This is a genomic window from Mesorhizobium sp. WSM4845 (assembly GCF_055811455.1).
The window spans coordinates 1-25,354 of the sequence record NZ_JBVVQA010000002.1; the positions used below are offsets into that span (position 1 = coordinate 1).

At 59.2% G+C, this 25,354-nt stretch carries 22 protein-coding genes and 2 pseudogenes; 6 read left to right on the plus strand and 18 right to left on the minus strand.

Annotated elements, in window-relative coordinates; all coding sequences use genetic code 11:
• Positions 1 to 246 precede the first annotated feature (246 nt).
• Complete coding sequence (locus tag AC0L2C_RS02230; protein ID WP_287246220.1) at positions 247 to 801, minus strand: DNA-3-methyladenine glycosylase; 555 nt, start codon at positions 799 to 801, stop codon at positions 247 to 249.
• A 178-nt stretch (positions 802 to 979) separates the two neighbouring features.
• Positions 980 to 1,189, minus strand: a complete 210-nt coding sequence (locus AC0L2C_RS02235) for a hypothetical protein (RefSeq protein ID WP_473522611.1) — start codon at positions 1,187 to 1,189, stop codon at positions 980 to 982.
• Between AC0L2C_RS02235 and AC0L2C_RS02240 the strand changes: the two genes are divergently transcribed.
• Entirely contained in the window at positions 1,188 to 1,406 is a 219-nt protein-coding gene (locus AC0L2C_RS02240) for a KTSC domain-containing protein (protein ID WP_287246223.1), read from the plus strand. The genes AC0L2C_RS02235 and AC0L2C_RS02240 overlap by 2 nt on opposite strands.
• Positions 1,407 to 2,140: 734 nt before the next feature.
• Here the strand turns inward: AC0L2C_RS02240 and AC0L2C_RS02245 are convergent.
• Positions 2,141 to 2,326, minus strand: coding sequence for a hypothetical protein (locus tag AC0L2C_RS02245; RefSeq protein WP_128186764.1), 186 nt, complete (start codon positions 2,324 to 2,326; stop codon positions 2,141 to 2,143).
• 776 nt (positions 2,327 to 3,102) lie between these two features.
• Here AC0L2C_RS02245 and AC0L2C_RS02250 point away from each other — a divergent pair.
• Positions 3,103 to 3,450, plus strand: a complete 348-nt coding sequence (locus tag AC0L2C_RS02250) for a nucleotidyl cyclase domain-containing protein (protein WP_473522612.1) — start codon at positions 3,103 to 3,105, stop codon at positions 3,448 to 3,450.
• Between the two features lie 85 nt (positions 3,451 to 3,535).
• Here the strand turns inward: AC0L2C_RS02250 and AC0L2C_RS02255 are convergent, their stop codons facing one another.
• On the minus strand, positions 3,536 to 4,225 hold the full coding sequence (locus tag AC0L2C_RS02255; protein WP_473522613.1) for a recombinase family protein: 690 nt from the start codon (positions 4,223 to 4,225) through the stop codon (positions 3,536 to 3,538).
• A 764-nt stretch (positions 4,226 to 4,989) separates the two neighbouring features.
• Between AC0L2C_RS02255 and AC0L2C_RS02260 the strand changes: the two are divergent.
• A pseudogene (locus tag AC0L2C_RS02260) lies at positions 4,990 to 5,313 on the plus strand (alcohol dehydrogenase catalytic domain-containing protein); the annotation flags it as partial.
• A gap of 44 nt (positions 5,314 to 5,357) precedes the next feature.
• Here the strand turns inward: AC0L2C_RS02260 and arcC are convergent.
• From arcC to AC0L2C_RS02325, 13 genes and pseudogenes are all read right to left on the minus strand, one after another.
• A complete protein-coding gene (gene arcC, locus AC0L2C_RS02265) occupies positions 5,358 to 6,293 on the minus strand; it encodes a carbamate kinase (protein WP_473496011.1) in 936 nt (311 codons plus the stop codon).
• A gap of 3 nt (positions 6,294 to 6,296) precedes the next feature.
• Positions 6,297 to 7,298, minus strand: a complete 1,002-nt coding sequence (locus tag AC0L2C_RS02270; protein WP_128245725.1) for an ornithine carbamoyltransferase — start codon at positions 7,296 to 7,298, stop codon at positions 6,297 to 6,299.
• A gap of 32 nt (positions 7,299 to 7,330) precedes the next feature.
• Positions 7,331 to 8,557: an arginine deiminase gene (arcA, locus tag AC0L2C_RS02275; RefSeq protein ID WP_287242168.1), complete on the minus strand. Its 1,227-nt coding sequence runs from the start codon at positions 8,555 to 8,557 to the stop codon at positions 7,331 to 7,333.
• Positions 8,558 to 8,570: 13 nt separating this feature from the next.
• Positions 8,571 to 8,933, minus strand: a complete 363-nt coding sequence (locus AC0L2C_RS02280) for a hypothetical protein (RefSeq protein ID WP_473522614.1) — start codon at positions 8,931 to 8,933, stop codon at positions 8,571 to 8,573.
• Positions 8,934 to 8,993: 60 nt separating this feature from the next.
• Positions 8,994 to 10,277, minus strand: a complete 1,284-nt coding sequence (locus AC0L2C_RS02285; protein ID WP_473522782.1) for an amino acid permease — start codon at positions 10,275 to 10,277, stop codon at positions 8,994 to 8,996.
• 302 nt (positions 10,278 to 10,579) lie between these two features.
• The gene (locus AC0L2C_RS02290) at positions 10,580 to 11,437 is read right to left on the minus strand and encodes a TorF family putative porin (protein ID WP_473522615.1); all 858 of its coding nucleotides are present in this window, start codon (positions 11,435 to 11,437) and stop codon (positions 10,580 to 10,582) included.
• A gap of 143 nt (positions 11,438 to 11,580) precedes the next feature.
• On the minus strand, positions 11,581 to 12,375 hold the full coding sequence (locus AC0L2C_RS02295; RefSeq protein WP_287246229.1) for an amino acid ABC transporter substrate-binding protein: 795 nt from the start codon (positions 12,373 to 12,375) through the stop codon (positions 11,581 to 11,583).
• Positions 12,376 to 12,558: 183 nt separating this feature from the next.
• Positions 12,559 to 13,899, minus strand: a complete 1,341-nt coding sequence (gene potE / locus AC0L2C_RS02300; RefSeq protein WP_473522616.1) for a putrescine-ornithine antiporter — start codon at positions 13,897 to 13,899, stop codon at positions 12,559 to 12,561.
• 32 nt (positions 13,900 to 13,931) lie between these two features.
• Positions 13,932 to 16,295 carry an ornithine decarboxylase gene (gene speC / locus AC0L2C_RS02305; protein WP_287246231.1) on the minus strand — a complete coding sequence of 788 codons (2,364 nt, stop codon included), beginning with the start codon at positions 16,293 to 16,295 and terminating at the stop codon, positions 13,932 to 13,934.
• Positions 16,292 to 18,553: an Orn/Lys/Arg family decarboxylase gene (locus tag AC0L2C_RS02310; protein WP_473496017.1), complete on the minus strand. Its 2,262-nt coding sequence runs from the start codon at positions 18,551 to 18,553 to the stop codon at positions 16,292 to 16,294. The genes speC and AC0L2C_RS02310 overlap by 4 nt, the downstream gene beginning before the upstream one ends.
• 536 nt (positions 18,554 to 19,089) lie before the next feature.
• A complete protein-coding gene (locus AC0L2C_RS02315) occupies positions 19,090 to 19,725 on the minus strand; it encodes a VIT family protein (protein WP_473522617.1) in 636 nt (211 codons plus the stop codon).
• A 126-nt stretch (positions 19,726 to 19,851) separates the two neighbouring features.
• Positions 19,852 to 20,298 (minus strand): annotated as a pseudogene (locus AC0L2C_RS02320) (cation efflux transmembrane domain-containing protein); the annotation flags it as partial.
• A 60-nt stretch (positions 20,299 to 20,358) separates the two neighbouring features.
• Positions 20,359 to 20,925, minus strand: coding sequence for a recombinase family protein (locus AC0L2C_RS02325; RefSeq protein WP_473522618.1), 567 nt, complete (start codon positions 20,923 to 20,925; stop codon positions 20,359 to 20,361).
• 338 nt (positions 20,926 to 21,263) lie between these two features.
• Here AC0L2C_RS02325 and AC0L2C_RS02330 point away from each other — a divergent pair, with 338 nt between their 5' ends.
• Positions 21,264 to 22,523, plus strand: coding sequence for an MFS transporter (locus AC0L2C_RS02330; protein ID WP_473522783.1), 1,260 nt, complete (start codon positions 21,264 to 21,266; stop codon positions 22,521 to 22,523).
• A 300-nt stretch (positions 22,524 to 22,823) separates the two neighbouring features.
• Here the strand turns inward: AC0L2C_RS02330 and AC0L2C_RS02335 are convergent, their stop codons facing one another.
• The gene (locus tag AC0L2C_RS02335) at positions 22,824 to 23,063 is read right to left on the minus strand and encodes a hypothetical protein (protein WP_287065233.1); all 240 of its coding nucleotides are present in this window, start codon (positions 23,061 to 23,063) and stop codon (positions 22,824 to 22,826) included.
• Between the two features lie 514 nt (positions 23,064 to 23,577).
• Between AC0L2C_RS02335 and AC0L2C_RS02340 the strand changes: the two genes are divergently transcribed.
• Both AC0L2C_RS02340 and AC0L2C_RS02345 read left to right on the plus strand, forming a co-directional pair.
• A complete protein-coding gene (locus AC0L2C_RS02340) occupies positions 23,578 to 24,069 on the plus strand; it encodes an inorganic diphosphatase (RefSeq protein ID WP_473522619.1) in 492 nt (163 codons plus the stop codon).
• Positions 24,070 to 24,393: 324 nt separating this feature from the next.
• Positions 24,394 to 25,299 (plus strand): DMT family transporter, encoded by a 906-nt coding sequence (locus AC0L2C_RS02345; protein ID WP_287065229.1) that lies wholly within the window; start codon positions 24,394 to 24,396, stop codon positions 25,297 to 25,299.
• Positions 25,300 to 25,354: the final 55 nt, after the last annotated feature.

The following is a 25,354-nucleotide window of genomic DNA, read 5'->3' on the forward strand; positions in this document are numbered from 1 at the left end:
CGGCTGATTGCGTTTTAACTTTGGCGCGGCCGGCCGGCGGGGATTCTGGGCGTGGGCGGTCGGGAGCTGGTGCCTCTTGGCGTCCAGCCGCTCCAGCATGCAACCGACCATCACTTGAAAGCTAGGCTCCATCGCCTCCTGATTGAAGCTAGACGAAATCGCGGGCCAAACTAGCGTCGCGTAGGGACCCTGCACTTTGCTGATTACCCGAACTCGTCACCAGGCAATTACTCGTGCAGACGCAACTTAAAACTTGCGGCTCAAGTACAACGAGCCTGCCAGTCCGAACCGCCACTCGACATCGACAGCCTTGGAGATGCCGATCCGGCGTCCCGCCAAGATGGAGCTGGCTCTGGCTTCTGGCGGCTGCTTGAACTGGAACGGAAGCTGGTCCAGTGGCAGCCCGTCATAAGATGCATCGACAGCGAGCGCTTGGCAAACGCGACCCGGGCCCGAACAAAGAAATCGAAGGTCATCAACGCCGCGTTTGGCCCGCATCAGGTCGAGCTTTGATTGCGGTTCGATTGCGCGCACAAGGACAGCACTTCCGGGAAGACAGACGGCATTCAGGCACCAATGCAGACCATAGGAGCGATAGACGTATGCGCTTCCTGGGGCGCCGAACATCGCGCTGTTTCGCGAAGTCCGACCGCCAAAACTGTGTGAGGCTGGGTCATCGGCGCGATAGGCTTCCGTTTCGACGACGATCCCGCCCACGCCGTGCACAAGAAGCGTGGCGCCAATCATATCGCGAGCGACAACGCAGGCGTCTCGGGCAAAGAACTGGCGGTTCGTGATCAACGCCTGTACCAGATCTTCGCGCCGAAACGTGGGGCGAACAAGAACATTCCCGCTCCGGCTGCAAAAGGCCGATCCACCAGGGCCAAACTCGCGATCATCAGCATCGCTGCGCTTCCTGCTGAACTCGGATAGGTGTGATCGCCTATGTATGAGGGTCGAATTGGCTATTCAACAGCGCCTAGCCCAAGCGGTCGAAGCGATTGGAAGGTTGAAGTTCGCTGCCGGTGTAGAAAAGAGAGACCCGGAAGACCGCGCCCGCTGCCGCGCTTGCGATGCCGCGATGCGTTAGGTGGCCGGAGAAAATCCTCGTGCGCTGCTCGGGAGCAATACCGCGAAGGAACGTGACAGGCTCTGCGATCGTTGAAGACTTTTGATCGAGCCATATCATGCCATCGACCTCGATACGAAAAATGGCCTACGATCCCGACAGCAGAATCCTCTCGGTGTGGTTCGTCGCCAGCGGCAAACGATACGAATTTGAGGAAGTGCCGCCGGAGACCTTCGCCGCGTTCAAAGCCGCCTTTGCGAAAGGCCGCTATTTCAACGAGCACATCCGGAATCAGTTCCGGTACCGTCAGGTTGCGGCCGGCAAGGATGCGGGATGACGGCAAGCTGTTGAAACATTCCAACTGCCGATTGGTGGACGCAGCGCAGCCGGCGCGCGTAGGATTTTCTTACGATCCCCGCCCGCCCTGTGCAAACGACTGATAGCCCGCCGTGCCGAAAGGTGTGGCGGGCTTTTTGTTGTCTGGGGGGAACACGATCTGGCGACAATCGTTCGGGCGCCAACAAAAGCGCCGTACAAGATCGAGGTACAACAATGCGGGAAAGGCAAGGCTTAACCGATAAAGAAAAATACGACCGACAGGAGCGCACGTCGGATGCTGCGCGGGCATTAACAGACATTGAGCGCGTCGCACGAGACGCAAAGACGGCTCGGCTGCGGGAGCAACGACTTAAAGCCGAGACTGCTCTCCCTGCTGCATCGGCACCGAAACCGAAGAGGAATTCGAAGACCAAGAAGTCGTAGATGGCACGCTGCACCTGCGCCCTACAATCAGCCGCGGTCCTCTCCGCAGGCCGCGTGAATCGACGGCCGATGTGCAAAGGTCGAGCGTGGAATGCTGTGCGATTTGGGGTGCGGGATTTTAGGCGCTTGATTACTGCTCAGCGTATCGTCTGCGGCAATGCGACCCAACAGCTTACGGGTGCCAGTATTAGGCGGCGGGTATCGTTTATCGTCTGGCGAAGATCATCGATATCTGCTCGCGCGCGACCCTCATTCAATCGAGCCGCTTCTATTCAAAATTGTCCCATATGGATAGCATTGTGAATGCTCCTAAGAGTCCGGCGGCTTCAGCCGGCTTTTCAGTAGCCGAGCTTCCCGAAGTAGTGATGCCCGATCGGTGCCGATCAACTCGATCAGCTCGCGCGCTTGAGCTTCAGTTATTCCGGCTTCCTTGGCGAGGAACTGCGCCTGGAAATCCGTCATTCGGTCGCGGTCGGACTTTTCTTCCTCGCCCATGGTGAGCCTTTTGCACTTGGATTGAACCGGAACGCCGGCGGGAGGGTTTTGTTGCGATCAATGGCGCAAACTTTCCAGGCATATTTCGCTTTCTCTGGAACACATGCTTGAGATGAATGTTCGGGAAGTGCAGCAATCTTGTTCCCTCCCAACGATGGGCTGCAGATCGGAGATGCACCGATCGGCCCGCGTCCTTTCCTCGTGGGACGCGGGCTATTGTTCGCACTGAACACCAGGCGCATGCGTTTCGCCGGCATGAAGGCAACTGCTCAGCGAAATGGCCGCTTTTGCAGATCGCGGTTGTTCTGGTTCCCCATGCCTCGCCGTCGCACTGCTTGTCTTTCAACGGTGATTGTTGTCGTTTCCCGGACGCAACTCTAACAGCCGCAGTGATCCGATCACCCCGCAGACGAAGTGTAGAAGGCCAAGACCCAGATATTTACCGGTAGCGTCGGCCGCCACGGCGCATGGGACGAACCTTTGGTTCGCAGAAGCTTGCCGCCCCAAAATGTTGCGCACGTTCGACACCTGCCATCGGCCATTGCGCGCTGTTCGAACGCCGCGGTTCCAGTTACTGGAAGGTCAAGGGGTTTTCTGCAAAAATGAACGCTTCGTTCTGCCGCGATATGGCCAGCACGTTCCCGGAGGTTGTTGGAGCGATGCTACAAGCTTTGCGCACGCTGAGGCCGAGATGGACGCCTCCTCGCTCGCCGCTGGGCGTCTGAGATTCGCGAGACCGTGCGACCGGCGTTAAATAACTTCGCATGGAAAGGGATTTGAGCCAGACGCAGAGTTCCGCCGGCGCTTCGGCTACGGTTGCATTCATCGATCTTGCAGGCTTTAGCGCCATCGCGGACGTTTATGGAGATGCAGCGGCAATCGATGTGCTCGAGATTTTCGAGAGCATGGTCCGCGAGGCGCTTGCTGGCTACGAGCCTCCGATCAAGTGGATCGGGGATGAAGCGATGCTCTCGTTTCCGGAGCCGGAGTTAGCGATCCAGGCGCTTGGAGCGCTGTTGCAGGCATGCCGAAAAGAACCGCGCCTGCCGCTGACGCGGGCCGCGCTGAACCTGGGCCGGTCATTCGCCGGGCGGGTGATCTGTTTGGATCGACCGTCAACATAGCGGCACGCATTGCTTCGCTTGCGTCCCCCGGTCAATTGCTTGCGACTCAATCCATTGTCCTGGCGCCCCCTTGGCAAATTCCCGCCTATAAAAGCAAGTTTGCAGAAGCTTGCCGCGCCAAAATGTTGCGCACGTTTGAAACTTGCCATCGGCCGTTGCGCGCTGTTCGGACGCCTCGATTGTTCAGGGCGATGGCCAGGCCACGCAGGCCGGTGGTGCCGGACTGCTGGATGGAGGCGATGATCGGCAGCACGGTCTGGGCAAATCTGTCAGCTTCCCGGATCGAGATCTTCCGACCTCTCGCTGCAGCTTCCGCTGTGCTGGTCGGGTTGCCGAGTTTCATGCCAGTGGTCTTGCGCGAGGCGAGGGCGGCCTTGGCTCGTTCCGAGATCATTCGCCGCTCTTTCTCGGCGAGCGCGGCGTAAAGGTGCAACATGAACGGATCGGCATCGGCGCCAAGTTCGGCGACGATGAAAGGAACGCGCTGGACCATCAGGCCGGCTATGAAGGCGACATCTCGCGACAGGCGGTCGAGCTTGGCCACGACGACCGGGCACTTGGCCTGGCGGGCAAGGGCGAGGGCGGCATTCAATTGCGGCCGTCGATCAAGAGCATCCGCGCCCTTTCCGGTTTCGATCTCGGTGAACTCCTGGAGGATGATCATTCCCTCGGCCTCGGCAAAGCGGGCGACCGCGGCACGCTGGGCCTCGATGCCCAAGCCTGAACGTCCTTGCCGCTGTGTCGAGACCCGATAGTAGGCGACCGCGCTCGTCATGCTGCTGTTTCCTGTTCAAACTGCAAACCACCGTTTGCAGTTTGCTCACAGGCGAATGAGAATCAACTTCTAAGTGGTTGATTATGCAATTCTTCCGGTTACGGCGAGCGTAGCATGGCGCACCAGCCGGTTTCCTGCATCAGACGCACTCCGGACTAGGCGACGGGGATGAGAAGCCATCACAAGCGTTCTACGACGTAAATTGACCCTGACCGGACCTTCCCGCCGCCCAATTCACCTCGGAAGCGGACGTTCAGTCAGTCGAACCGTTGCAAAATTCGTCGCTCACCTCCCTGGCGTACGCTTTCATCCAGGCGCGTCCGTTTGAAGGATTTTGTTCAGCCGGTCGACATCCCAGCTCTCCAGGAACTGATACTGCACCCCCGATGCCACCCGAATCGGTTGATGTTTCTGTGCTGCGGCAGGCGTCGGAGAGAAAACCAACCCGCACAGCAATGCGAAGCCCACGATCATCCGAAGCAAGGCCACTACACGGTCAAACATGGTTCGGTACTGGGGCGGGCGCTTGCACGGGGTAGGTTTCACGCATCAGGATAGCGGTTACCAGTGCGACAGCCACGCCGGCCAGTAGGGGCCAAGCGGCATAGCGCGCGAGTTCGAGTGAAGCCGGCAGTGTCCCTGCATCCAACCCGATACATGGATGCTGCCTCGCGGTTGGACCCCGGAAAGCCAATTCGCAGCCTGAAGGAAAGCGGCCGAGCTCGCTCTCATGACGCCGCGAACCGGGCCTACGGAGATTAAGCATGCGAGCGCTGGTTTGGCATGGAAAAGAAGACATACGTTGCGATGAGGTTACCGATCCCGAAATCGAGGACCCGCGCGACGTCATCGTCAAGGTGACGAGCTGCGCGATCTGCGGCTCGGACCTGCATCTCTATCACAACCTCATTCCGGCAATTCTGCCAGGCGACATTATGGGCCACGAAATGATGGGTGAGGTGGTGGAAGTTGGATCCGGGGTAAACGGCGCGCTTAGGAAGGGAGACCGCATCGTCGTTCCCTTCACCATCATTTGCGGGGAATGTGACCAGTGCAAGCGCAAGAACTTTTCGGTCTGCGAACGTACATGGTCGGGCCGCCGATGTACCCCGTGGCGGCGGCACTGCCCGCTTCAGCCGAAGACAATGTCTCCAGCATCGACGGAGATGGTAGTACCTTTTTCACCTCGCACCGCGGCGGGCACATCCGGCAGGGCACAGATGATGGCGCGTCCACCGGTTACCCGGGCGAAGTCCTGCGCCGCCTCGACTTTCGGCCCCATCGAGCCCGCAGGAAAGGTGTAGGCGTCGAGCGCGTCGGGCGTAGCCGAGCGAATCGCGCGCTGTCCAGGCTTGCCCCAATCGAGATAAACAGCATCCGTGTCGGTCGCGACGACGAAAAAATCCGCCCCGATTTCCTTAGCGAGCAGGGCCGAGGCACGATCCTTGTCGATCACGCATTCGACGCCGATCAGATGCCTCTCCTTGCCCGGTTCATACATCGTCGGGATGCCGCCCCCGCCGGCGGCGATCACCACCGCGTCCTTTTCAAGCAGCCACTTGATCGGGCGGAGCTGGAAAATGCGCTGTGGCAGCGGAGAGGCCACGACCCGGCGCCAATACTTGCCGTCGGGCTTGACTTGCCAACCTTTCGCCGCCGCCTCCGATTTCGCCTCCTCTTCGGTGTAAACCTTTCCAATGAACTTGGTCGGGTCCTTGAACGCAGGATCATCGGGGTTGACCTCGACCATGGTCAGAATCGTAGCGATCGGCTTTTCGAACGGCAGGATGTTGCCGAGTTCCTGTTCGACCATGTAGCCGATCATGCCCTCGGTCTCTGCCCCGAGCACATCCAACGGAGAGTCTTCGCCCTCGTAAGCGATCTCCTGGAGGGCTAACAGTCCGACCTGCGGGCCGTTTCCGTGAGTGATGACGGTCTCGTGCACCAGGCATAGCGGCGCCAAGGCTTCGGCTGCGACCTTGGCATTCTTGCGTTGATTCGTGGCGGTCATGTCCTCGCCGCGTTTCAAAAGCGCGTTGCCGCCGAGTGCTACCACCACGCGTCCCATGGCTCAGGCCCCCAGCGTGGCGACAAGGATCGCCTTGATCGTATGCATGCGGTTTTCCGCCTGCTCGAAGGCGATGTTCATCGGGCTCTCGAATACTTCCTCAGTTACCTCCATTTCGGTGATACCGAACTTCTCGGCCATTTCTTTGCCGACCTTGGTGTCGGTGTTGTGGAAGGCCGGCAGGCAGTGCATGAACTTCGCGTTCGCGTTGCCGGTCGCCTTCATCACCTTCATGTTGACCTGGTACGGCGTCAGCAGCTCGATCCGACTCTTCCAGACTTCCTTTGCCTCTCCCATCGACACCCAGACGTCGGTGTGCACAAAGTCGACCCCCTTAACGCCTTTCGCCACGTCGTCGGTGATGGTGATGCGTGCGCCGGTCTCGGCGGCGCGCTTGGCCGCCATCTCGCGCACATCCTCATGCGGTTGGTTCTCCTTCGGAGCCACCATGCGCACGTCGCAGCCCATGATCGCGCCCAACATCAGCAGCGAATTGCCCATATTGTTGCGTGCGTCGCCTAGGAAAGCATACGAGATCTGGGTACGCGGCTTGTCGGCATGCTCGACCATGGTCAGCATATCGGCGAGCATCTGGGTGGGGTGCCAGTCGTCGGTCAGGCCGTTATAGACCGGCACGCCGGCGTATTGGGCAAGCTCCTCGACCAATCCCTGACCGGAGCCGCGGTACTCGATGGCATCGAACATGCGCCCGAGGACGCGGGCGGTGTCCTTCATGGATTCTTTGTGGCCGATCTGGCTGCCGCCCGGATCGAGATAGGTGATGTGGGCGCCTTGGTCGTGGGCGGCGACTTCGAACGCGCAGCGGGTGCGCGTCGAGGTTTTCTCGAAAATCAGGCAGATGTTCTTGTCCTTCAGCGCCTGCTGCTCGGAACGGGCGTACTTCGCACGCTTGAGATCACGCGAAAGGTCGAGCAGGTAGAGCATCTCGCGCTGGGTGAAATCCGCAATCTTGAGGTAGCTGCGGCCCTTGAGATTGAATGCCATGATGTTTCTCCCTGAAATTGGTTGGCGAAGGCTCAGTAGGCAGGGTCGCGCAGGATCGGGCAGGTCATGCAGTGCCCACCGCCGCGGCCGCGGCCGAGTTCCTGGCTTCCGATGGTGATGACCTCGACGCCTGCGCGGCGCAGCAGCGTGTTGGTGTGGGTGTTGCGGTCGTAGCCGATGATGACCCCGGGCTCGAGCGCGACGACGTTGTTGCCGTCGTCCCATTGCTCCCGCTCCTGCTCGAACGCGTTGCCTCCGGTGCCGATGACGTGCAGGTCGTCGAGCCCGAGCGCCTCCTTATAGATATCGAACAGGTGCTTGTTCTCCTTATGGATTTCGAGACCGGCATCGCCGCCTGGACGCAGCGAGAAGCAGTTGATCTCATCGACTACCTCGCGGAAGGCGGTTACCTTGTCGTGATCGAGGCAGGTGAACACCGTGTCGAGATGCATCGCCGCCCGCGATTTCGGCATGACGCAGGCGATAACGCGTTCGGCGGCTTGCTTGGCGAACAGCCGGTTGGCGACCTGGTTCACCGCCTGCCGTGTGGTGCGCTCGCCCATGCCGATCAGCACCACCCCCTTGCCGATCGGCATGACGTCGCCGCCCTCCATGCTGGTATTGCCCCAGTCCTCGTCGCTGTCGCCCCACCAGATCTCGAATTCGTTCTTCGTGAAAAGGGGATGGAACTTGTAGACGGCCCGCTGATAAAGCGTCTCGGGCTGGCGCGCCGGCCAGAACATCGGATTGCAGGTCACTCCGCCATAGATCCAGCAGGACGGGTCGCGCTGGAACAGCGCGTTCGGGACAGGCCGGACCATAAACTCGCTCGCTGACAGCACCTCTTGCATGATGGGCGTCACCATGTCGGCCGGTAGGTCATCGCGCACAATGCCGCCGAGCAGGTGCCGCGCGAGGGCATGACCGTCCAGTTCGTCGAGCCATGGTCGCAGGATTCGCGAGAGCGTGGGACCGACCTGATTGTCCGTTATTCTCCGGTCCAGAACGAACTTACGACCCTCCGGCACCGTGTCGAAGACTTCCGTCAGCAGGTCCTGGATGTCGTAAACCTCGATGCCGCGGTCCTTCATTTTGAGTACGAAGTCGGCATGATCGGATCGTGCCTTCTGCACCCAGATCACGTCGTCGAACAAGAGATCGTGGCAGTTACCCGGCGTCAGCCTTTCGTGCGCCAGCGACGGGCGCGACACCATCACTTTGCGGAGCTTGCCGATTTCCGAATGAACACCGAGTTGCATAGTCGAACCTCCCTTACTTGAGACCGGCGGCCCCGTGGGCTCCGGCGCGGGCATTGCGCCATTTGATCAGGACGTGAATGGGAATTCCCACGAGAATGAGCAGGAACCGAGAAAGACTGTTTGGGCCCCCCCCGCCGTAGATCGCCCAGAGCGAATAGGTGAAGCCAACGCCGCCCAGTATCGCGACCTTGGTGACGCCGGCGCCAGCCACTGTCCGGCCAGTCCGAGTCAGGATCATAAGCTCGGCGAGCGAGCAGAGCGCGTAGGGCAGGAGGCTCGACATCACCGCAAGCAGGATGATGGTGTTGAACGCGCCCACCAGCCCTTGTGCAAAATTCATCGCGACGAGGATCGAGGCCAGAACGTTCGAAAACACCAGCGCGTTCGCCGTTGAAGAAAAGATGTCTCGCAAGCTCATACATTCTACAATCTGTTCCTACATGGCAATCGCGCCTGTGCGCCGTCGTTGCCAGACAAACACAGGAATGCCCAACAGCAAGAGCACCAGTCCGTAAAGAACGGGCTCTGCCCCGCAGCCGTAGAGCGTGAAGATGGCGAATAGGAAGGCTACGATCTCGACGATCGTCACACGGGGAACATGCACGCCGCCGCTGACGCGAGCTGAAACCAGGCTGCCGGCTAGTGCGCAGAACGCGTAAGGGACGACTGCAGCCATCGTGCTCAAGCCGACGACCAGATTGTAGAACGCCGAGAAGCCCTCCGCGCCTATGGCCTGAACGAGAATGAGCAGCGTCGCCAACACGGCCGAGACCACGATTCCGATCGCCGGCACGTTTTGCTGCGAAAGGTTGCCGAACAAGGGTGGGAATAGCCCATCGCGCGCTGCCGCCATCGGCACCTGCCCCATCAGCAAGGTCCAGCCATTAAGGGCGCCGATAGATGACAGGATCACGGCGATGGAGATCGAAATCTCGCCTGCAGGCCCCCACATCGCTCGGGCTGCATCGGAGAACGGCGAGAGCGAATGGACGAGTTCGTGCCGCGGCAACACGCCCATCACCACAATCGTTCCGAACACGTAGAGGGTCGCCGCGATCACAATTCCCAGCACCGTCGAACGAGGAATCGTGCGCTCGGGATTGCGAACGTCGCCAGCCGGGACGGTCGCAGATTCAAGCCCAAGGAAGGCGAACATGGTCAGCGGCGCCAGCGCGGCAGTGGCTTGCAGCAACGGTTGGCCGCTCGGATTGAACTCGCTGAAATGCGACGTGTCTATGTAGAGCAGACCAATAACAGCTACTGCACCGAACGGCACCAGCTTGGCGTAAGTCATTACCTGAGACACGAGGCCGGCAGCTTTGACACCTCGCAGATTGATCAGGACCACAACCCAGATCGCACCGAGGGTAAAGACAACGATCATCGTCCTCCCCCGCAGAATCGGGAACAGGTCGACGACCGAACCGGCTAGGGCAATGGCGATTACTGGCAGTGACGCCCAGATCGATATCCAATAACCCCAAGCAACCAGAAAGCCAGGGAAGTCGCCGTAAGCCAAGCGGGTGTAAGCGTAGGGTCCGCCGGTTGCGGGCGCCAATCGCGCCAGTTTCGCGAAGGTCAGGCCGAGGCAGATCGCTCCTGCACCCATCACGATCCAGATGACAATGGCGAGGTTGCCATAGGGAGCGAGGGCCGCTGGCGACAGATAGAAGCCCGACCCGACCATGTTGCCGACCACGATAGCCGTACACGCCGCCATACCAAGGCTTTTTCCAGTCGTGAGACCGTGCTCCGCCACAGCAACTGCAGGCCCTGCGGCAGGTGCACTTTTGGTCGGGTCCGGTGCTTGCGTTGTCAAGGAAGCGCTCAATCCCTGCTAGCAGTGGTCACAGTGCCGGTTCAAAGACCTTGAAGTACGATGATCGCCCTTCGCTCGGGCCTGCCTGGAACCTCGAAGTTCCGCTCATCCAACCGCGTTGACTGTTTCGACGTGTTGTCGATTCCGCTTACCCAGATGCCGCCAAAACTGCGACTTGCTAGGCCTCTGTCAAAGCAGACAGGCTACTTGTCAGATAACCAGTCCCTCACCGCCGACCAGCTCGTATCGAAGGAAATGGTCGCCACCACCCTGTCATCGCAACCATCGGAGAAGCCGCTACGAGCCGTGCAGCCCTCGTCGGAAAGATCGGTGCCCCAGTAACGAACATCGAGGGTCAGCGATTTCCAGCTGTACGAGATGCCGGCCATCCATGCGAGTTGCTCGAATGCGTCGGGATCATCGATGAACTGGTAGCCGATGCCAGCATACGCCGAGAAGTCATGCGGCAAAGGTACCCTCACGCCGCCGGCAACCCAGGTAGCTGTATTTCCACTCTGGTTGAAGTCGGGAGCAAAAAATACGCGGCCGCCAATAGTGAACATGTCTTCGACGTTGTAGTCGGCCTTAGCGAAAATTTCCCCATAATCGGGGCTAACATGCTCCGGTGTATAGAAGTAGTGAACGTAACCAAGATCGAGCGACAGCGGACCGAATTCCGGCCTGATACCCGCGGCGACATCGATCTCTGCTCCTTCAAAACCTTCGCCATAGTCGACGTTGGACGACCACACATTCACATATGCCGTGCCTATCGTCGGTAGTTCGATACTAGGCTCGACATAGCCTTGGATTGCAGGTTCGCTGTTGGAGTTGGTTATACCGCGCGAAACATAGTCGGTCGTCAAGGCGATGCCAAACGCAACGTCGAAGGGGACCCCCGGAGTGGCCGCGAGAGGCGGCGGAGGGGGAGCTGTGGGCGCGATTTCCTGCTCAACTGCCTGCGTGTTTGCTGACAGCAGTATGAAAGGAATTGCAACCATTGATCGTGAGAATATTGTGGCATAGACAGTACGGGAAATGTTACGAACAAATACGGCCATGTCGTTCCCCTGTAATCGTGTTTTCAAGCCACCCATTCCAGAATACGCCCCTGCACGATGGTGTAAACACGGCAGCCATACCGCATCACCGCATTTGCGTATCCTTGTGTTATTATTGTACCAGATCATGTCTCCGAGCGCCATCAATCCGGCAATGCGCTTTGAAGGAAGAAAGTCAGGACCGCCTCGTCCGGCGCGCCGAACCATTTCGCGTAGGTGTCTTGGAACTCACTGGACCTGAAGTGCCGGCTGAGCGAACGATCGACAGACAGCCGAAAATCGTCATCGTTCCTTGCCAGCGTGAGCGCGACGGGCTCATGGGTGAAGAACCTCTGCAAAATCATCAAGCTGTCCTTCTCTTCAATTTCCGCTGTGGTCTCCACCAGGATCGGCCGGGGCCCGAAGAAGACATCCGTGGCGCCTTCCAGAAGGCCACGCACGCCGGCTTCGAAGCTCTCGACTGGAACGACCTCCGCGGGAATCTGAAAGTGTTTGAGGCGCTCTGAGAGCCAGGTTTCCGCGCTCGTGCCGGCCACGACGGAAAAGGTCTGCTCCTCGAGAATATGAGCCGGCGAGGCGCGCCAGATCGGTCCCGACGGAGGGCGGCCCTCCAGCACATCCCTCAGAGCCGGGGGAGCATCCGCCCTGAGCATCGCGGCTACTCCGGACGGATAGATCGGAATCGAGAACGAGACAGTCTTTCGTCTCTCAAGGGTGACCGCGTCCGGTCCGCACAGCAGATCGACCTTGCCCTGCACGACTGGATCGAAACCCTCCCCGACAGTCACAGGCACCCATTCGATCTCCAGGTCAGAAAGATTGAGCTCGGCTCTGATCTCTTCGGCAATCTTTTGGCACAACGAAACCGAATAGCCGGCGGGACCACCCGATTGCTCCGCGAACGAGAACGGCCGCACGTCCGGCCGGTAGCCGAGCAAGAGCTTGTGCGCCTCGCGGATGCGGTCCAGCGTGGCGGCCGGGGATGGAACCGTATACAAAAGCCCCAACGCAAACGCGACTGCCAGGACTAGCAAGGTCTGCCGGTGGCTATGATGCCGCAATGAAAACTGTTGGGCGCATTGCATGTTTAGTCTCCTCTCGAGGGCCTTGCTCCCCGGCAGTCAAGGGGCCGTGGTTGGTTCGACCGCCTCGCGCTGCCTGGTCGCGAAGCGAGGCGCGATAAAGCCCCAAATGATAAAGGTAAGCGCCGTCACCAGCATGCCGCCCATGACAGCCTCGTGCCCTGATGCGTAGAGAGCATAGGTGCTGTAAAGCATGGCCACTAAAACAACAGCGACATTTGCCCGGTACTTTGTCCCGGCAATGTTGGCGGTCTTCATCATCATTATGAGCGCAGACAGAGCGATTATGTAAGGAATCACGTTCGTCACAACCGCGAGATTCACTAGAGCCGAGAACTGCTCGCTCAGCGTAGGCGAGATCGTCATCAGTGCCAGCAGCGATTGCACGACGCCGAGAACGATCATTCCTGTGACCGGCGCACCCATGCTGTTTACTCGGGAAAAGAATGCGGGGAACATGCGTTCGTCGGCAGCCGACTTTCCGGTCTGGGCGATCGTGAACTGCCAGCCGAGCAGCGAGCCGAGGCAGGCAAGAATTGCGAGCGCCATGACAATGTTTCCGATAAACGGATTGAACATCTGCGCATATGCCAGCGCGAACGGGCCCGTTGACTGGGCTAGGTCGGCGTTTGGCACGATGCCCTGGATCACGGTCGTGGATAGAATATAGATTACCGCCGCGCCCAAGGTCCCGAACAGGCATGCCAACGGGACGTCGCGCTTCGGGTTCTCCACCGCAGCCGAATTCTGCGCGGCCGATTCCATGCCCAGAAAGGCCCATAGCGTCAGGGCAATGCTCGATCCCATGCCTTCCGCGAGCGAAAGCCCGTTCGGATTCCATGCCTGCGCGAAGGTCTCTGAGCTGAACCAGAACCAGCCTATGATGGATATTCCGGCAACTGGAATGATCACGCCCCAGACCGTAATCGCGCCAATCCTTCCTGTGACGCTCGGGCCGCCGAAGTTTGCAACGGTAGTCAACCAAAGCAGTGCGATAAGTCCGATGCAGGTTGCTATCGGGGTCGACGAAAGCACCGGGAAGAAGCCGGCCAGGTAGCCGACGGCGGAGATGCCAATCGCCACGTTTCCAATGGCCAGCGAAAGGAAGTAGAGCAGGAACACCAAAAAGTAGCCTGGCTTCCCGTAAGCATCTTCGGCATAGGCCGACATGCCGCCAGGACGCTGATTAAACAGGCCCGCCTGCGCGAACCCGTACGCGATCGCCATCGATCCCACTGCTGTCACAATCCAGGACAGCAGCGATATCGCACCAACCTTTGCCATGTTCGTCGGCAGCATAATGATGCCGGACCCCATCATATTCACAGCGACGATGAAGGTCAGCTGGACCAAGTTCATTCGTTTCGGCTGTTCAGGCATAGCCAGTCCTCCCCAGTTCCTCGCCCTGGCCGTTATTCACGGACCACGTAAGTGTGAAACTTAATACGGCCGTCGATCTTTTCCTGGAAAACGCCCTGAACCTCGTAGTTGAATCCAGGAAACCGATTGAACGATTCTTCGAAAGCAAGGAAGTAGTCGAGCATCGGACGGGCTCTCTCGTCCCAGCGTTCGCCGGGCACGACGACGCCGATGCCAGGCGGGTAAATCAGCGCAAGCGTGGCCGATATCCGGTCTTTGATGTTGGCCAGAGGTATATAGTCGACATCGTTCGCGACGAGCGCCTCGTAAGCCTTCTTGGAAGGCATCGCGAGTTCAGGGAAGCTGGACGCCCTGAAGCATTGCAGTTGAAGTCCCTTGACGTTGGCCGCACGATAGAAGTCGTGCATCTCATTGCAGATCTTGCGGATCGTATAGCCGGCATAGCGTTGGCTGTTAGCCGCGCACACGGTCGGCAGGACCTCGGGCAGCGGCGCATCGCGATCCCATAGGTTCTTGAACTTGACCAGTTTCGCAATCAGCGTGTTGAGCTTGCTCTCGTCCTCCGCCGGTGTCATGAGAAAGAGTATGCTGTTGAGATCGCACTTTTCCGGCACGACGCGCTGTTCACGCAGATAGTTGGCCACAACCGTCGCGGGCACGCCGAAGTTCAAATAGTCGCCGGTCCTCCGATCAATCCCAGGCGTCACCAGCGCCAGCTTGTTGGGATCGACCATCGCATAGCCGTCCACATAGCCTGAGTAGCCGTGCCACGTGGCCTCCGGATGGAAATTCCAGCATTGCTGCTCGCGCTTAAGCACGTCCGTGGGAAGGCTCTCCCATGGAGCAGCCTCAACGTCCGGGGTTATAGCGGAACCGCGGATCGTCACCTTGTCGGGTACGAACGGGTCGAAGAACCATTTCTCTTCGTCGCCCTCGCCGTTATCCTCGTAGAATCGGCAGAATTCGCGCAGCTTTTTGCGGCAGTCGATCCCGAGCGCGATGCAACGATCCCAAAGCATCTCGCCGGCCTTGCCTTCGTGCACCTTCGCGTTTACCTCCAGCGAGGCGAACAGCGGATAGAACGGCGACGTCGACACGTTCATCAGGAAGGATTCGTTGAACCGCTTGTGCTCGATGAACCGGCGCTGGCCGCTGATATGCTGGTCGCGCTTGTGGATTTGCGATGCCTGCGAGAAGCCCGCGCCCTGCTTGTGAACGGATTGAGTGGAGAAAAGACCCGCCATCTGCGGCCCAAGGTCCTCCAGGCGCATGGGGCTATGGTCTTCGAAAAGGGGGTGGAAGGCATTGTAGCCGATCCACGCTTCGTCCCAGAGGATGTAGTCGCAGAGATGACCGATTTTCTCCATGACCTTGCGGACATTGTAGACGGTGCCATCGTAGGTTGCGAGTTGAATGCACGCGAGCCGGAAGGGGCGTTCCGCCCTGTGCCGGTCAGGATCCTTTACGAGAGGATTGGTGCGGATTTGCTCGCGGAGATAGTCTTCGTCCCAAGCATTCCAGTCGACGGCGCCGATCATGCCGAAGGAATTGCGGGCGGTCGGCAGGAAGATGGGGATCGCGCCGGCCTGGACCAGTGCGCCCTGGTGTAGCGATTTGTGATTGTTGCGATCGAACAAAACCAGATCATCGTGCTTGAGAGCGGCGTTTGCCACGATCTTGTTGGAGGTGCTCGTGCCATTGAGGACGAAGTAGGTCTTGTCGGCGCCGAATACCCGTGCGGCGTAGCGCTGTGCTTCTACGGCCGGGCCCTCGTGAATGAGGAGATCTCCGAGATCAACATCGGCGTTGCACAAGTCGTTGCGAAAGATGTTCTCGCCGAAATGCTTGAAGAACAGCTGGCCGGTCGGGGACTTCTGGTAGAACTGACCGCCCTGATGTCCCGGGCAGTCGAAGGCTATGTTGGCCTCGCCGTCATAAGCCATCAACCCCCCGAAGAATGGGGGCAACAGCGTCTTTCCGTACATCAGCAGGCTGGCGACCACCTGCTTGGCGTAGAAGGCCGGGGTCTGCTGACCGAGGTAGATATAGCCGTCAACCTCGCCCGTCTGGATGAGTACCGCCATGTCAGCGAGCTGGTGCGCATCGGCCAGCGCCCACAGCGGCGTACGGAACCCAATTGCCCTCACCGCCCTCGCCAGGCTGCGCGCACCTTCGAGTCGATCGCCGTCGATGGATGCAATGTAGGCCCCGACGGAGGCATCCTCGGAAACGTCGCGGTTGGGACTGTCAGAGATCTCGATCTCGAAGCCATCGGCTGCGATCTGCTCGAGCAAATTCTTCGTCAGGGGATTGCTGTCGTCAACGATCGCGACGATCTTGAGTAGTTTGTGGAATGGGATCGCGGCAGTCGGGGATCTGACGTCACGAGGGATCATTTGGCTACCCCTTTCGCAATGCAGTCAATCAGGTAGCGTCTTCCCTCCGTAGTAGGTTCGAAGCGCAGCCCGTGAATGTCGGTTTCAAAGCCTGGAAACTTCTTGTCGAAGTCCCGAGCGTAGAGCAGATAGTCGTAGATCGACTTGGTTGCCTCGGTGATACGTTCACCAGGCATGATCAAAGGTATGCCTGGCGGGTACGGCACCACCATTACGCCAAGCGTTCGTCCCATCAGCGCGTCGATCTCAACGCTTTCCACACGGCCGCGCACGAGGCTTTCATAGGCATCGCAGGGCCGCATCGCCATCTCGGGCAACGTCGTGTACATCTCGCGCTGCGCCTTGGGTAGATTGTCTTCGCGATAGATCTTGTGAACCTGATCGCACAGGTCCTTGAGGCCCATTTTTCCATAAGCCCCCGGATGCGCGTCGACGAGCGCCGGTAGCACACCCTTCAGAGGCGCATTGGCATCGTATAGTTCCTTGAAATTGAGCAGCTCCGTCACCAGCGTGCTCCACTTGCCCTTGGTGATTCCCATCGAGAACAGCACCAGGAAAGAATAGAGTCCTGTCTTTTCGATCTCGATGCGTCGCGCCGACAAGAACTTGACGACCACGGCAGCAGGGATGCCATGTTCCTGCATGTAGCCATTCGCCGACAGGCCCGGGCTGAGGATGGTGACCTTGATCGGGTCCACGAGTACATGATTGTCAGCCAGACCCTCGAAGCCGTGCCAAGGATCACCTGGTTTCAGGACCCACTCGAACCTTGTCCCGGCAGGCAGCTCAGCGATGGCATCAGGCTGCCAGACGTCGAACCACCATGAACCGTGGACCTGCTTTCTGACGGCCGCCATTGCGCGGCGGAAGCTGAGCGCCTCCTCAATAGTTTCCTGCACGAGAGCCCGGCCTGCAGGTTGTTCCATCATCGCCGCGGCGACATCGCAGGAAGCAATGATGCCGTATTGCGGCGAGGTCGAGGTGTGCATCATGAACGCGTCGTTGAAGCGGGCCATGTCCAGCCGCTTCTTCTCGGCATGCTGTACGTGGATCATGGACGCCTGCGACCAGGCAGCCAGCAGCTTGTGTGTCGAGTGGGTTGCGAAGGTGATCGCGTTGGCCGAACGCGCAGGACTGGCCGACGAGATGCCGTGATAGCCATCGTAGAATTCGTGGAAATTGGCGTAAGCGTACCAAGCCTCGTCGAAATGAAGTATCTCGACAGAATTGCCAATGGTCTGCTTTACCGCATCGATATTGTAGCAAAGACCGTCATAGGTTGAGTTGGTCATCACCATCAGGCGGACCTTGCCGTCGGTCTCCTTGGCAAACTCACTCGCCGCGATCTTCTTCTTGATCGACTGTGGCGTGAACTGGTCCCTGGATATCGGACCAATGATGCCCAAGCCGTTACGGGACGGCACAAGATAGATCGGCGTTGCACCCGTCATGATCAATGAGTGCAGTATCGACTTGTGACAGTTACGGTCGCACAAAACCAGATCGCCACGGCTAACGGTTCCGTGCCAGACGATTTTGTTGGCCGTGGATGTACCGCCCACGACGAACAATGTCTCGTCCGCTCCGAAGATTCGCGCAGCGTTACGCTCGCCCTCCGCGATGGGACCGGTGTGGTCCAGGAGCGATCCAAGCTTGCCGACCGATACGGAGATATCGGACCGCAAGGTGTTTTCGCCGAAGAACTCGTAGAAGAGCAGACCGACCGGACTCTTGCGGAAAGCCACACCACCGCCGTGACCAGGCGTGTGCCAGGAGTAGCTGGCCTGCAAAGTGTATTCCATGAGCGCCTTGAACATCGGCGGTGGAAGGCGCTCGAGGTAGAGCTGCGCCGCGCGCACGATGACCCGCGCAATGAACTCAGGCGAGTCCTCGAACAGCCGCATGAAGGCATTGGCGTGCTTCAGGACCCTGGTCGGAACCATCTCGGCGGTGAGTTCGTCGCCGAAGAGGAAGATTGGCAGTCGATCGTTGCGACTGCGCTTGGCCGCCAAGACCTCTTCTAGCACCTGCCATCGGGTCTCGGCATCCTCCGAGCCGTCGACTGAGATCAGCCAGCAGGACTCATTGTTGAAGATTTGGGCAAGCCGCCGGGCGTCCTTGTAGGTGAGGCCCGCGACTACGCGGAAGCCCTCTTTCTCAATCGCGGCAGCAAGTTGCTGCATCCCGCGACCGGCAGCGCTCTTGCCCTCGTAGTCTTCGTCGATGATCGCAATTGGGAATGCTTGAACTTCACGCATGGCTTAACCCACCCTGGGGCCCAAGATTTCGGTGAGATTCGAGCTAATTTTCGAGATAATCTTCGATATAACCTTCAAGCTTATCGCAGAAATAGAGTGATGTGAAGGGTACATGCATCCTGAATTTGACCTTCATCGGCATTGTACTACACGCCGACAGCAGCAGCCGTGCGTATCTGCAAGCCTGATAGAGGTCTAGCAGGCGGTTGGCTATAAACTATGTTAACAACGTTGGCGTCTTGGTGCTATAGATTTGAAGTTAACCAGAGATCGTAGTCGCGGCGGCGTTCGCTGCGCTGACGATCTCAACGCTATGTGGCGAATGGCAGCTTTGGCCGCGGGTCGCCCGGTATCTACGCCCTCATGCTGCTAGATTGGCACGAATTGGTGGACCTGACAAGGAACGAGGCGAAAGTTACGGCAATCGAGGAAACAGGCCATGGCACGGTGTTGATGCCGCAGGTTGGAGCGTCGGGTTCGCCCGCTGCGATCTGTCCGACAGAACAGCACGTGTGCAGCCGACCAGCCGCGGTCCCTCAACCGCCTAACGCGATGGTCAGCGCAACCAACAGGCAACCGAGCAAAACCATGGAACCGGCCGTCCACCACGGCCGGTATTCTACCAGGTGTCCGAACGCGTAACCAGCGATCAGCATTATCGCAATGGCGATTGAGTTTGAGATCCGAAGCGCAGTTCGGGCATCCTGCACAAGCAGGAACGGAACAATGATGGGCATCGTAGAGCCGAACACCAGAACAAAAACAGCCGCGGCGCCTAGCCAGTCCTCTCTCTTGAGTCCTGCCCGCGTTTTCGCCGTCGTGACCTTCGACAGCGTGGAATGCACCCTGTCGAGATCGGCAGGCGTCAATACCGACGCCACCAGCGAAGGCAGCCTGTCAGCTATTGCCGCCCGTGCCTCTTCGGGTGTGGCAGCCTGGTGCACCTTGGCAATGGTGCGCTGGTCTGCTGCCCGATCGGCAAGACACCCCATGAGATACATGATTGCATCGATGAGAGCCCAAGCCAGATTGCAGCCGATCGCGACGACCAGCATTGTACGCACTTCCAGTCGGCCCACCCCTGCAACGCTCATCGAGCCGGTAAAGGTAAGCGCCATTATAAGGCCGAAAAGCACTTCGGAAATCCGCTCGATAGGTTCGAGCACTCGCATCGATGCACCCAGATGCCCAGCGCCCATTGTCTACCCCGAAGAACAAGTCGTGGCCCGCGATGTGCGTCATCACTGTGCCATGGGACGGATTTTACGATGCCGGCTGCGTCATTATCCATCTGGAGAATCCGACTGCAGACTCCTATTTACCCGCGTGCCTATTAACGCCATTGCCAGACAGACCGCGAGGGTGACAACGGCATAGACAATCGCGATGCCAAAGCGCAGTTCGTTGCCCCCGTGTAAAATGGTGATTACCCCGTTGATAAGGGCGTAGCTTGCAACGGCAATAAGGAGGATGCCATTGAGGCCAAGCACGATAGGCTCCAGATGCCAGAATCCCATCGTGAAGCGATTGCGCAGCCTGCCGGACAATGCATCGGTCTTCGCCGATCTTACAATGAGGCTGGATACCCAAAGAGCCAGGATTGTCATCCCCGCATCGCCAAGAGAATAGGCGCCGTCAAAAGCGATCGAGAACGAGCCCGACAACAGGCCGAAGACAATTCCAAAGGCCGCGACGGCAACCGTTGCAAAAATCGAGGTGCGGAGGAAACCTTGTTCGCTGAACATCTATCTCAATCAGCTTACGAGCGGAGAGCCGAACCAGTCTTGTGCTGCGTTAGTTGTCGCTCACGCAATTGCTGAATACAGAACCCAATTAGGGGGTTGTAGCACGGTCTGGGCAAACCGGTCGGCTTCTTCGATCGACATCTTCCGGCCTTTCGCCGCGGCCTCAGCGGTGCTGGTCGGGTTGCCGAGTTTCATGCCAGTGGTCTTGCGCGAGGCGAGGGCGGCCTTGGCTCGTTCCGAGATCATTCGCCGCTCTTTCTCGGCGAGCGCGGCGTAAAGGTGCAACATGAACGGATCGGCATCGGCGCCAAGTTCGGCGACGATGAAAGGAACGCGCTGGACCATCAGGCCGGCTATGAAGGCGACATCTCGCGACAGGCGGTCGAGCTTGGCCACGACGACCGGGCACTTGGCCTGGCGGGCAAGGGCGAGGGCGGCATTCAATTGCGGCCGTCGATCAAGAGCATCCGCGCCCTTTCCGGTTTCGATCTCGGTGAACTCCTGGAGGATGATCATTCCCTCGGCCTCGGCAAAGCGGGCGACCGCGGCACGCTGGGCCTCGATGCCCAAGCCTGAACGTCCTTGCCGCTGTGTCGAGACCCGATAGTAGGCGACCGCGCTCGTCATGCTGCTGTTTCCTGTTCAAACTGCAAACCACCGTTTGCAGTTTGCTCACAGGCGAATGAGAATCAACTTCTAAGTGGTTGATTATGCAATTCTTCCGGTTACGGCGAGCGTAGCAGGGCGCACCAGCCGGTTTCCTCCATCAGACGCACTCCCGAGCGATCGGGATGAGAAGCCATCACAAGCGTTATACGTAAATTGACCCCAAGTGGACCTTCTTATCGCGAGGCGGCAGTGACCGCTCAAGGGGGAAAGCGGACCGATGTAGGCCTCATGCGTTGACATTAGGCGGGCGCGGCCAATTTAGTGGGGGCACCAAAGCTGTTGTGCCCTATCGGAAGATGCTAGGTTACCTCTTACCTCTCGGCTACCGCCCCATCCTGTCGCTTCTTCGCGGCACGGGTTTCCTGCTTGCAGCAACAGGGTTGCATGGCTTGCTCTTGCCGCTGCGCGGGCAGGCGGAGGGGTTCTCGACTGCGTCCCTTGGGTTACTCGGAACCGCCTGGGCGGGCGGTTTCGTCGCCGGCTGCATCTTGGCACCTCGGCTTGTCCGCCAGATCGGGCACGTCCGCGCATTCGGCACCTTTGCGGCTTCTGGCGCAATCATCGCGCTGCTCACCGGCCTGATGGTTGACCAGTACGTATGGATTGTTCTGCGCGCCTTCACTGGCTTCGTGATGGCCGGCGCTTACATGATCGTCGAGAGCTGGTTAAACGAGAAGGCGACCAATGAGAGCCGGGGCACCGTCTTCGGCCTTTACATGATTGTCTCATATGCCTCGCTCGTGGCCGGCCAGATGATCGTCGTCTTAGGAGACGTGAGGAACGCGTCGCTGTTCATGGTCGCCGGGATCTTCTTCTGCCTCGCCTTAATCCCGACGGCAGTGTCATCGGCAGCGACGCCAAAACCGCTAGAGGATGTCGCCCTCGATCTGAAACGTATCTATGCCACTTCACCGCTCTCCCTGATCGGCTGTTTCCTGACCGGCGTTGCCAACGGAGCCTGGGGAACGCTCGGAGCCGTCTATGGTGCCCGCATCGGTATCAGCAACACGGGTATTGCAGTGATGGCAAGCGCAGTTGTTCTCGCCGGTGCCGCTCTCCAGTTTCCGGTGGGCCGGCTGTCCGATATCACCGACCGCCGCCATGTGCTGGCCGGTGCGGCGGTCGGAGCGGCCGTCTTCGCGCTCCTCGTCTTCGTCCTCCAGCCGCGGTCGGCCGCATTGGTCATAGTTACCACCGCGGCCTACGGTGCCCTGGCCTACACCCTCTATTCGGTCGCAGTGGCACATGCCAACGACCGCGCCCGTCCAGAGGAGTTCGTCAAGGTGTCGAGCGGTCTGCTGCTGTTCTATGGCTTCGGCACGATGGTCGGGCCGGTGCTGGGGGCCGTGCTGATGGCCGAGATGCGGCCCGAGAGCTTGTTCCTCGCTACCGCTCTCGCGCACACTCTGCTCGCCGTATACGCGCTGGTCAGCATCAGGAGCCGCGCTCCGGTATCGCAGGCTGCCAAGGAGGCGTTCAGGACACTGCCGGTCGAGCAGGCTGGGACGCCTGAAGCGCTGCGGCTGGATCCACGAACCGGCCCGGCCGCAGAGTGAAACCAGGCGGCAAGTCTGACAATCCCGTCGGGAATGCGTCGCTGTGTCGCTTGCCGCCGTCTGTAGATTGTGCGCTTTGCACAGCCGCTCCCTACAGTGGAGTGTCCTATCTCGGCCGATATTGTTGAAAAGTCCGGCGCCCCGAACGCTTCCAGGCGTTCGATAATCGTGGTCTGAGTCAACCCGTCCTTGTGGAGGCGATCCCTTGCTTCGTCCTTCCAGAAGAGATCGCTGTGCGGCGGCCGCTTCGCGTTCAGATCCCTGACTGTCCGGACGGCCTTCTTGGCCCATTTCTGAAAATCATCGAGCTGCCCTAGCCGGTCGGTAACGGATCAATGCGGTGGGCAACGGGTCAGCTTTTTCCACCGTTTCAATTATCGCTTTGGCCAGCGCTTCGCCCTTATGGACCGGCTCAGGACCATAGAGCAGCAGGACAGCTTCCTCGCTCGGCAACACGCCAGCCGGGCAGGTCTGTTCAATAGCCATGCGAACCAGCTTAAGGCCGGCCCAGGCGTTTTGGATCGTCTCTGGCGCTTCCACTGCATCCTCGCTGAGATGGTCGCCCGACAGCCGCTGCGGGAGTCGGCAACCGACCGCCGAGCCTAACCGGCGGGGGTATGGGCCGTGTCCGCCGGCTGGGACGAATAATAAGCCGTTTCACGTTCGCTGATACCCGGCATAGAACGATGTCGGATATGGCCATGCTCGCCGCAGAGATGCCTGATGCGCAGCTTCACCACCTCTGGCTGTACTCATTGCGTCGCCGGCCCTTTCTTCAACTCTTTGGGCGGTGGACCGGCGTGTTTCTGAAGCCTGGCCGCCAAGGATCGCATTCTCGATCTCAAGCTCTCTGGCGGCTTCGCATGAGCCAAGTGTATTTGCGCGTCCAATCCGCACCGGTTTTCGTGAAGACCCGGGTAGGCACGTTGGGAACAAATCGGCCATCCGCTGCTTAGAGAAGCCTAGAGCCATTGGCATGGCCTGGCGAGGACCAAACGTGGCGAATTATCTGACACTGCCTACGACTACATCGAAGGGTCGGATCAGGGTGGTCGTGGAAACACCGCGTGGCGCCGAAGCAAAGTTGACTTACAAGCCCAAGAAGAAGCTTTTCGAATATACGCGGCCGCTTCCAGCGGGCCTGGCCTACCCGTACGACTGGGGCTTTCTGCCTTCTACACTGGGCGACGATGGCGACGCCCTCGACGGCCTGGTCATCCATGAGGCCACCAGCGCTCCCGGTGTTGTCATCAAGTGCGATCTGCTGGCGGCCCTTTGTGTCATGCAAACGGAGAACGGCGAGACCGTGAGAAACGATCGCTTTGTATTTTGCCCGCACAAGCAAGACGCCCATAGCGAGTCTCTCCTTGGCGAGAATATTCCGGATCGTCTGCGATCCGAGATCGAGCAGTTTTTCCTCGCGTCGGTGTCCGGCACCGACAAACAAATCGAATTCGAAGGCTGGCACGATTCCAGCCAAGCTCTCCGGAACATCCATCGGGCCATGAGAACTTTCGAGCGGAAACAGCGAGCCGCCGGTCTCTGAGCGCTCCCAATATGAGAAGAATGTAGCTTGAGAACACAAGGCTGCCTGGACGCCGGTGGCGGCACTTTCACAGGGCGCCGAGTTTTCTCCTCCAGTGCAGATATCCATCCTTTGTCAGCACGTTGCTTCCTTATCGCGCCCGCCACAGAGGCGCAGCCGCGCGGATGCAACTTCCAATTCCGATGAGCATGCCCCTAAGTCTGCGGCCAGAACGCAATCTCGCGACAAACGTTCACGTCAGTGTGGATTACAGGTGCGGCTGTGCAGGCCCTATCGAGCTCGGCCCTAGCCAAGCTAGCTGCGCCCCTTCACTAGGACGTACCCATGCAGAACAAGTCCCTAGCAGCCACTGGCTTTCTCTGCCTGGGCGTTCTCGTCTTCTCACTGCAGGACGTGATCCTGAAGGGCCTCTCGGACACCTATCCCGTTACGCAAGCGATGACTGTTCGATCAATCGTCGCATTGCCCATTCTGCTGGTGCTGGTCGGCGCGACCGCCAGAATACGGTCTATTTTCTCAAAGCGAGCCGGGCTGCTCGCCATCCGAGCGGTAATCTCGCTTGGAGCATACCTCTTCTATTATCTCTCGATCGCAGCGCTTCCTCTGGCCGATGCTGTCGCACTCTTTTTCGTCGCCCCGCTTATCATTGCAGGTCTCGGGATTCTCTTCCTCGGAGAGCGGCCTCACACCGCAACCCTGATCGCGCTCATTGTTGGTCTGCTCGGCGTCATCATAACGCTGCAACCGGGTCTTGCTATATTCGAATGGGCAGCTGCGTTGACCCTCCTGGCTGCTGCTCTGTACTCGTCGGCCCAGGTCTTGGCGAGGAAGCTTGGCGACAGCGAGGTCGCCGCGGTTATCACCTTCTATCAGAACCTGGCCTTCCTCACCGGCGCGCCGGCGCTGGCGGCGCTTGTGAGCTTGGGCGGCCTTGAAGACGCCAATCATCCAAGTCTTGCCTTCCTCACGCGCCCATGGGTCTGGCCTACGCTCCAGGACACTTTGCTGATGGCCGGCTGCGGTGTGATCGCATCTGCCGGAATGACATTGCTTTCCCAGGCTTATCGCCTTGCCCCAGCAGGCAACGTTGCCGTCTTCGAGTACACGGCCATCGTCTGGGTTCCACTTTGGGGGCTGCTGTTTTTCGACGAGGTGCCGAAGATCACCACCGTTCTCGGCGCAGTTTTGATCTGCGGAGCGGGGCTGTTCGCCCTAAGATCCGCGAGGTGAAGCGGCTCTAGTCGGGAACAAAGTCGAATAACCGTGATTTTGTACGTTGCCCAGA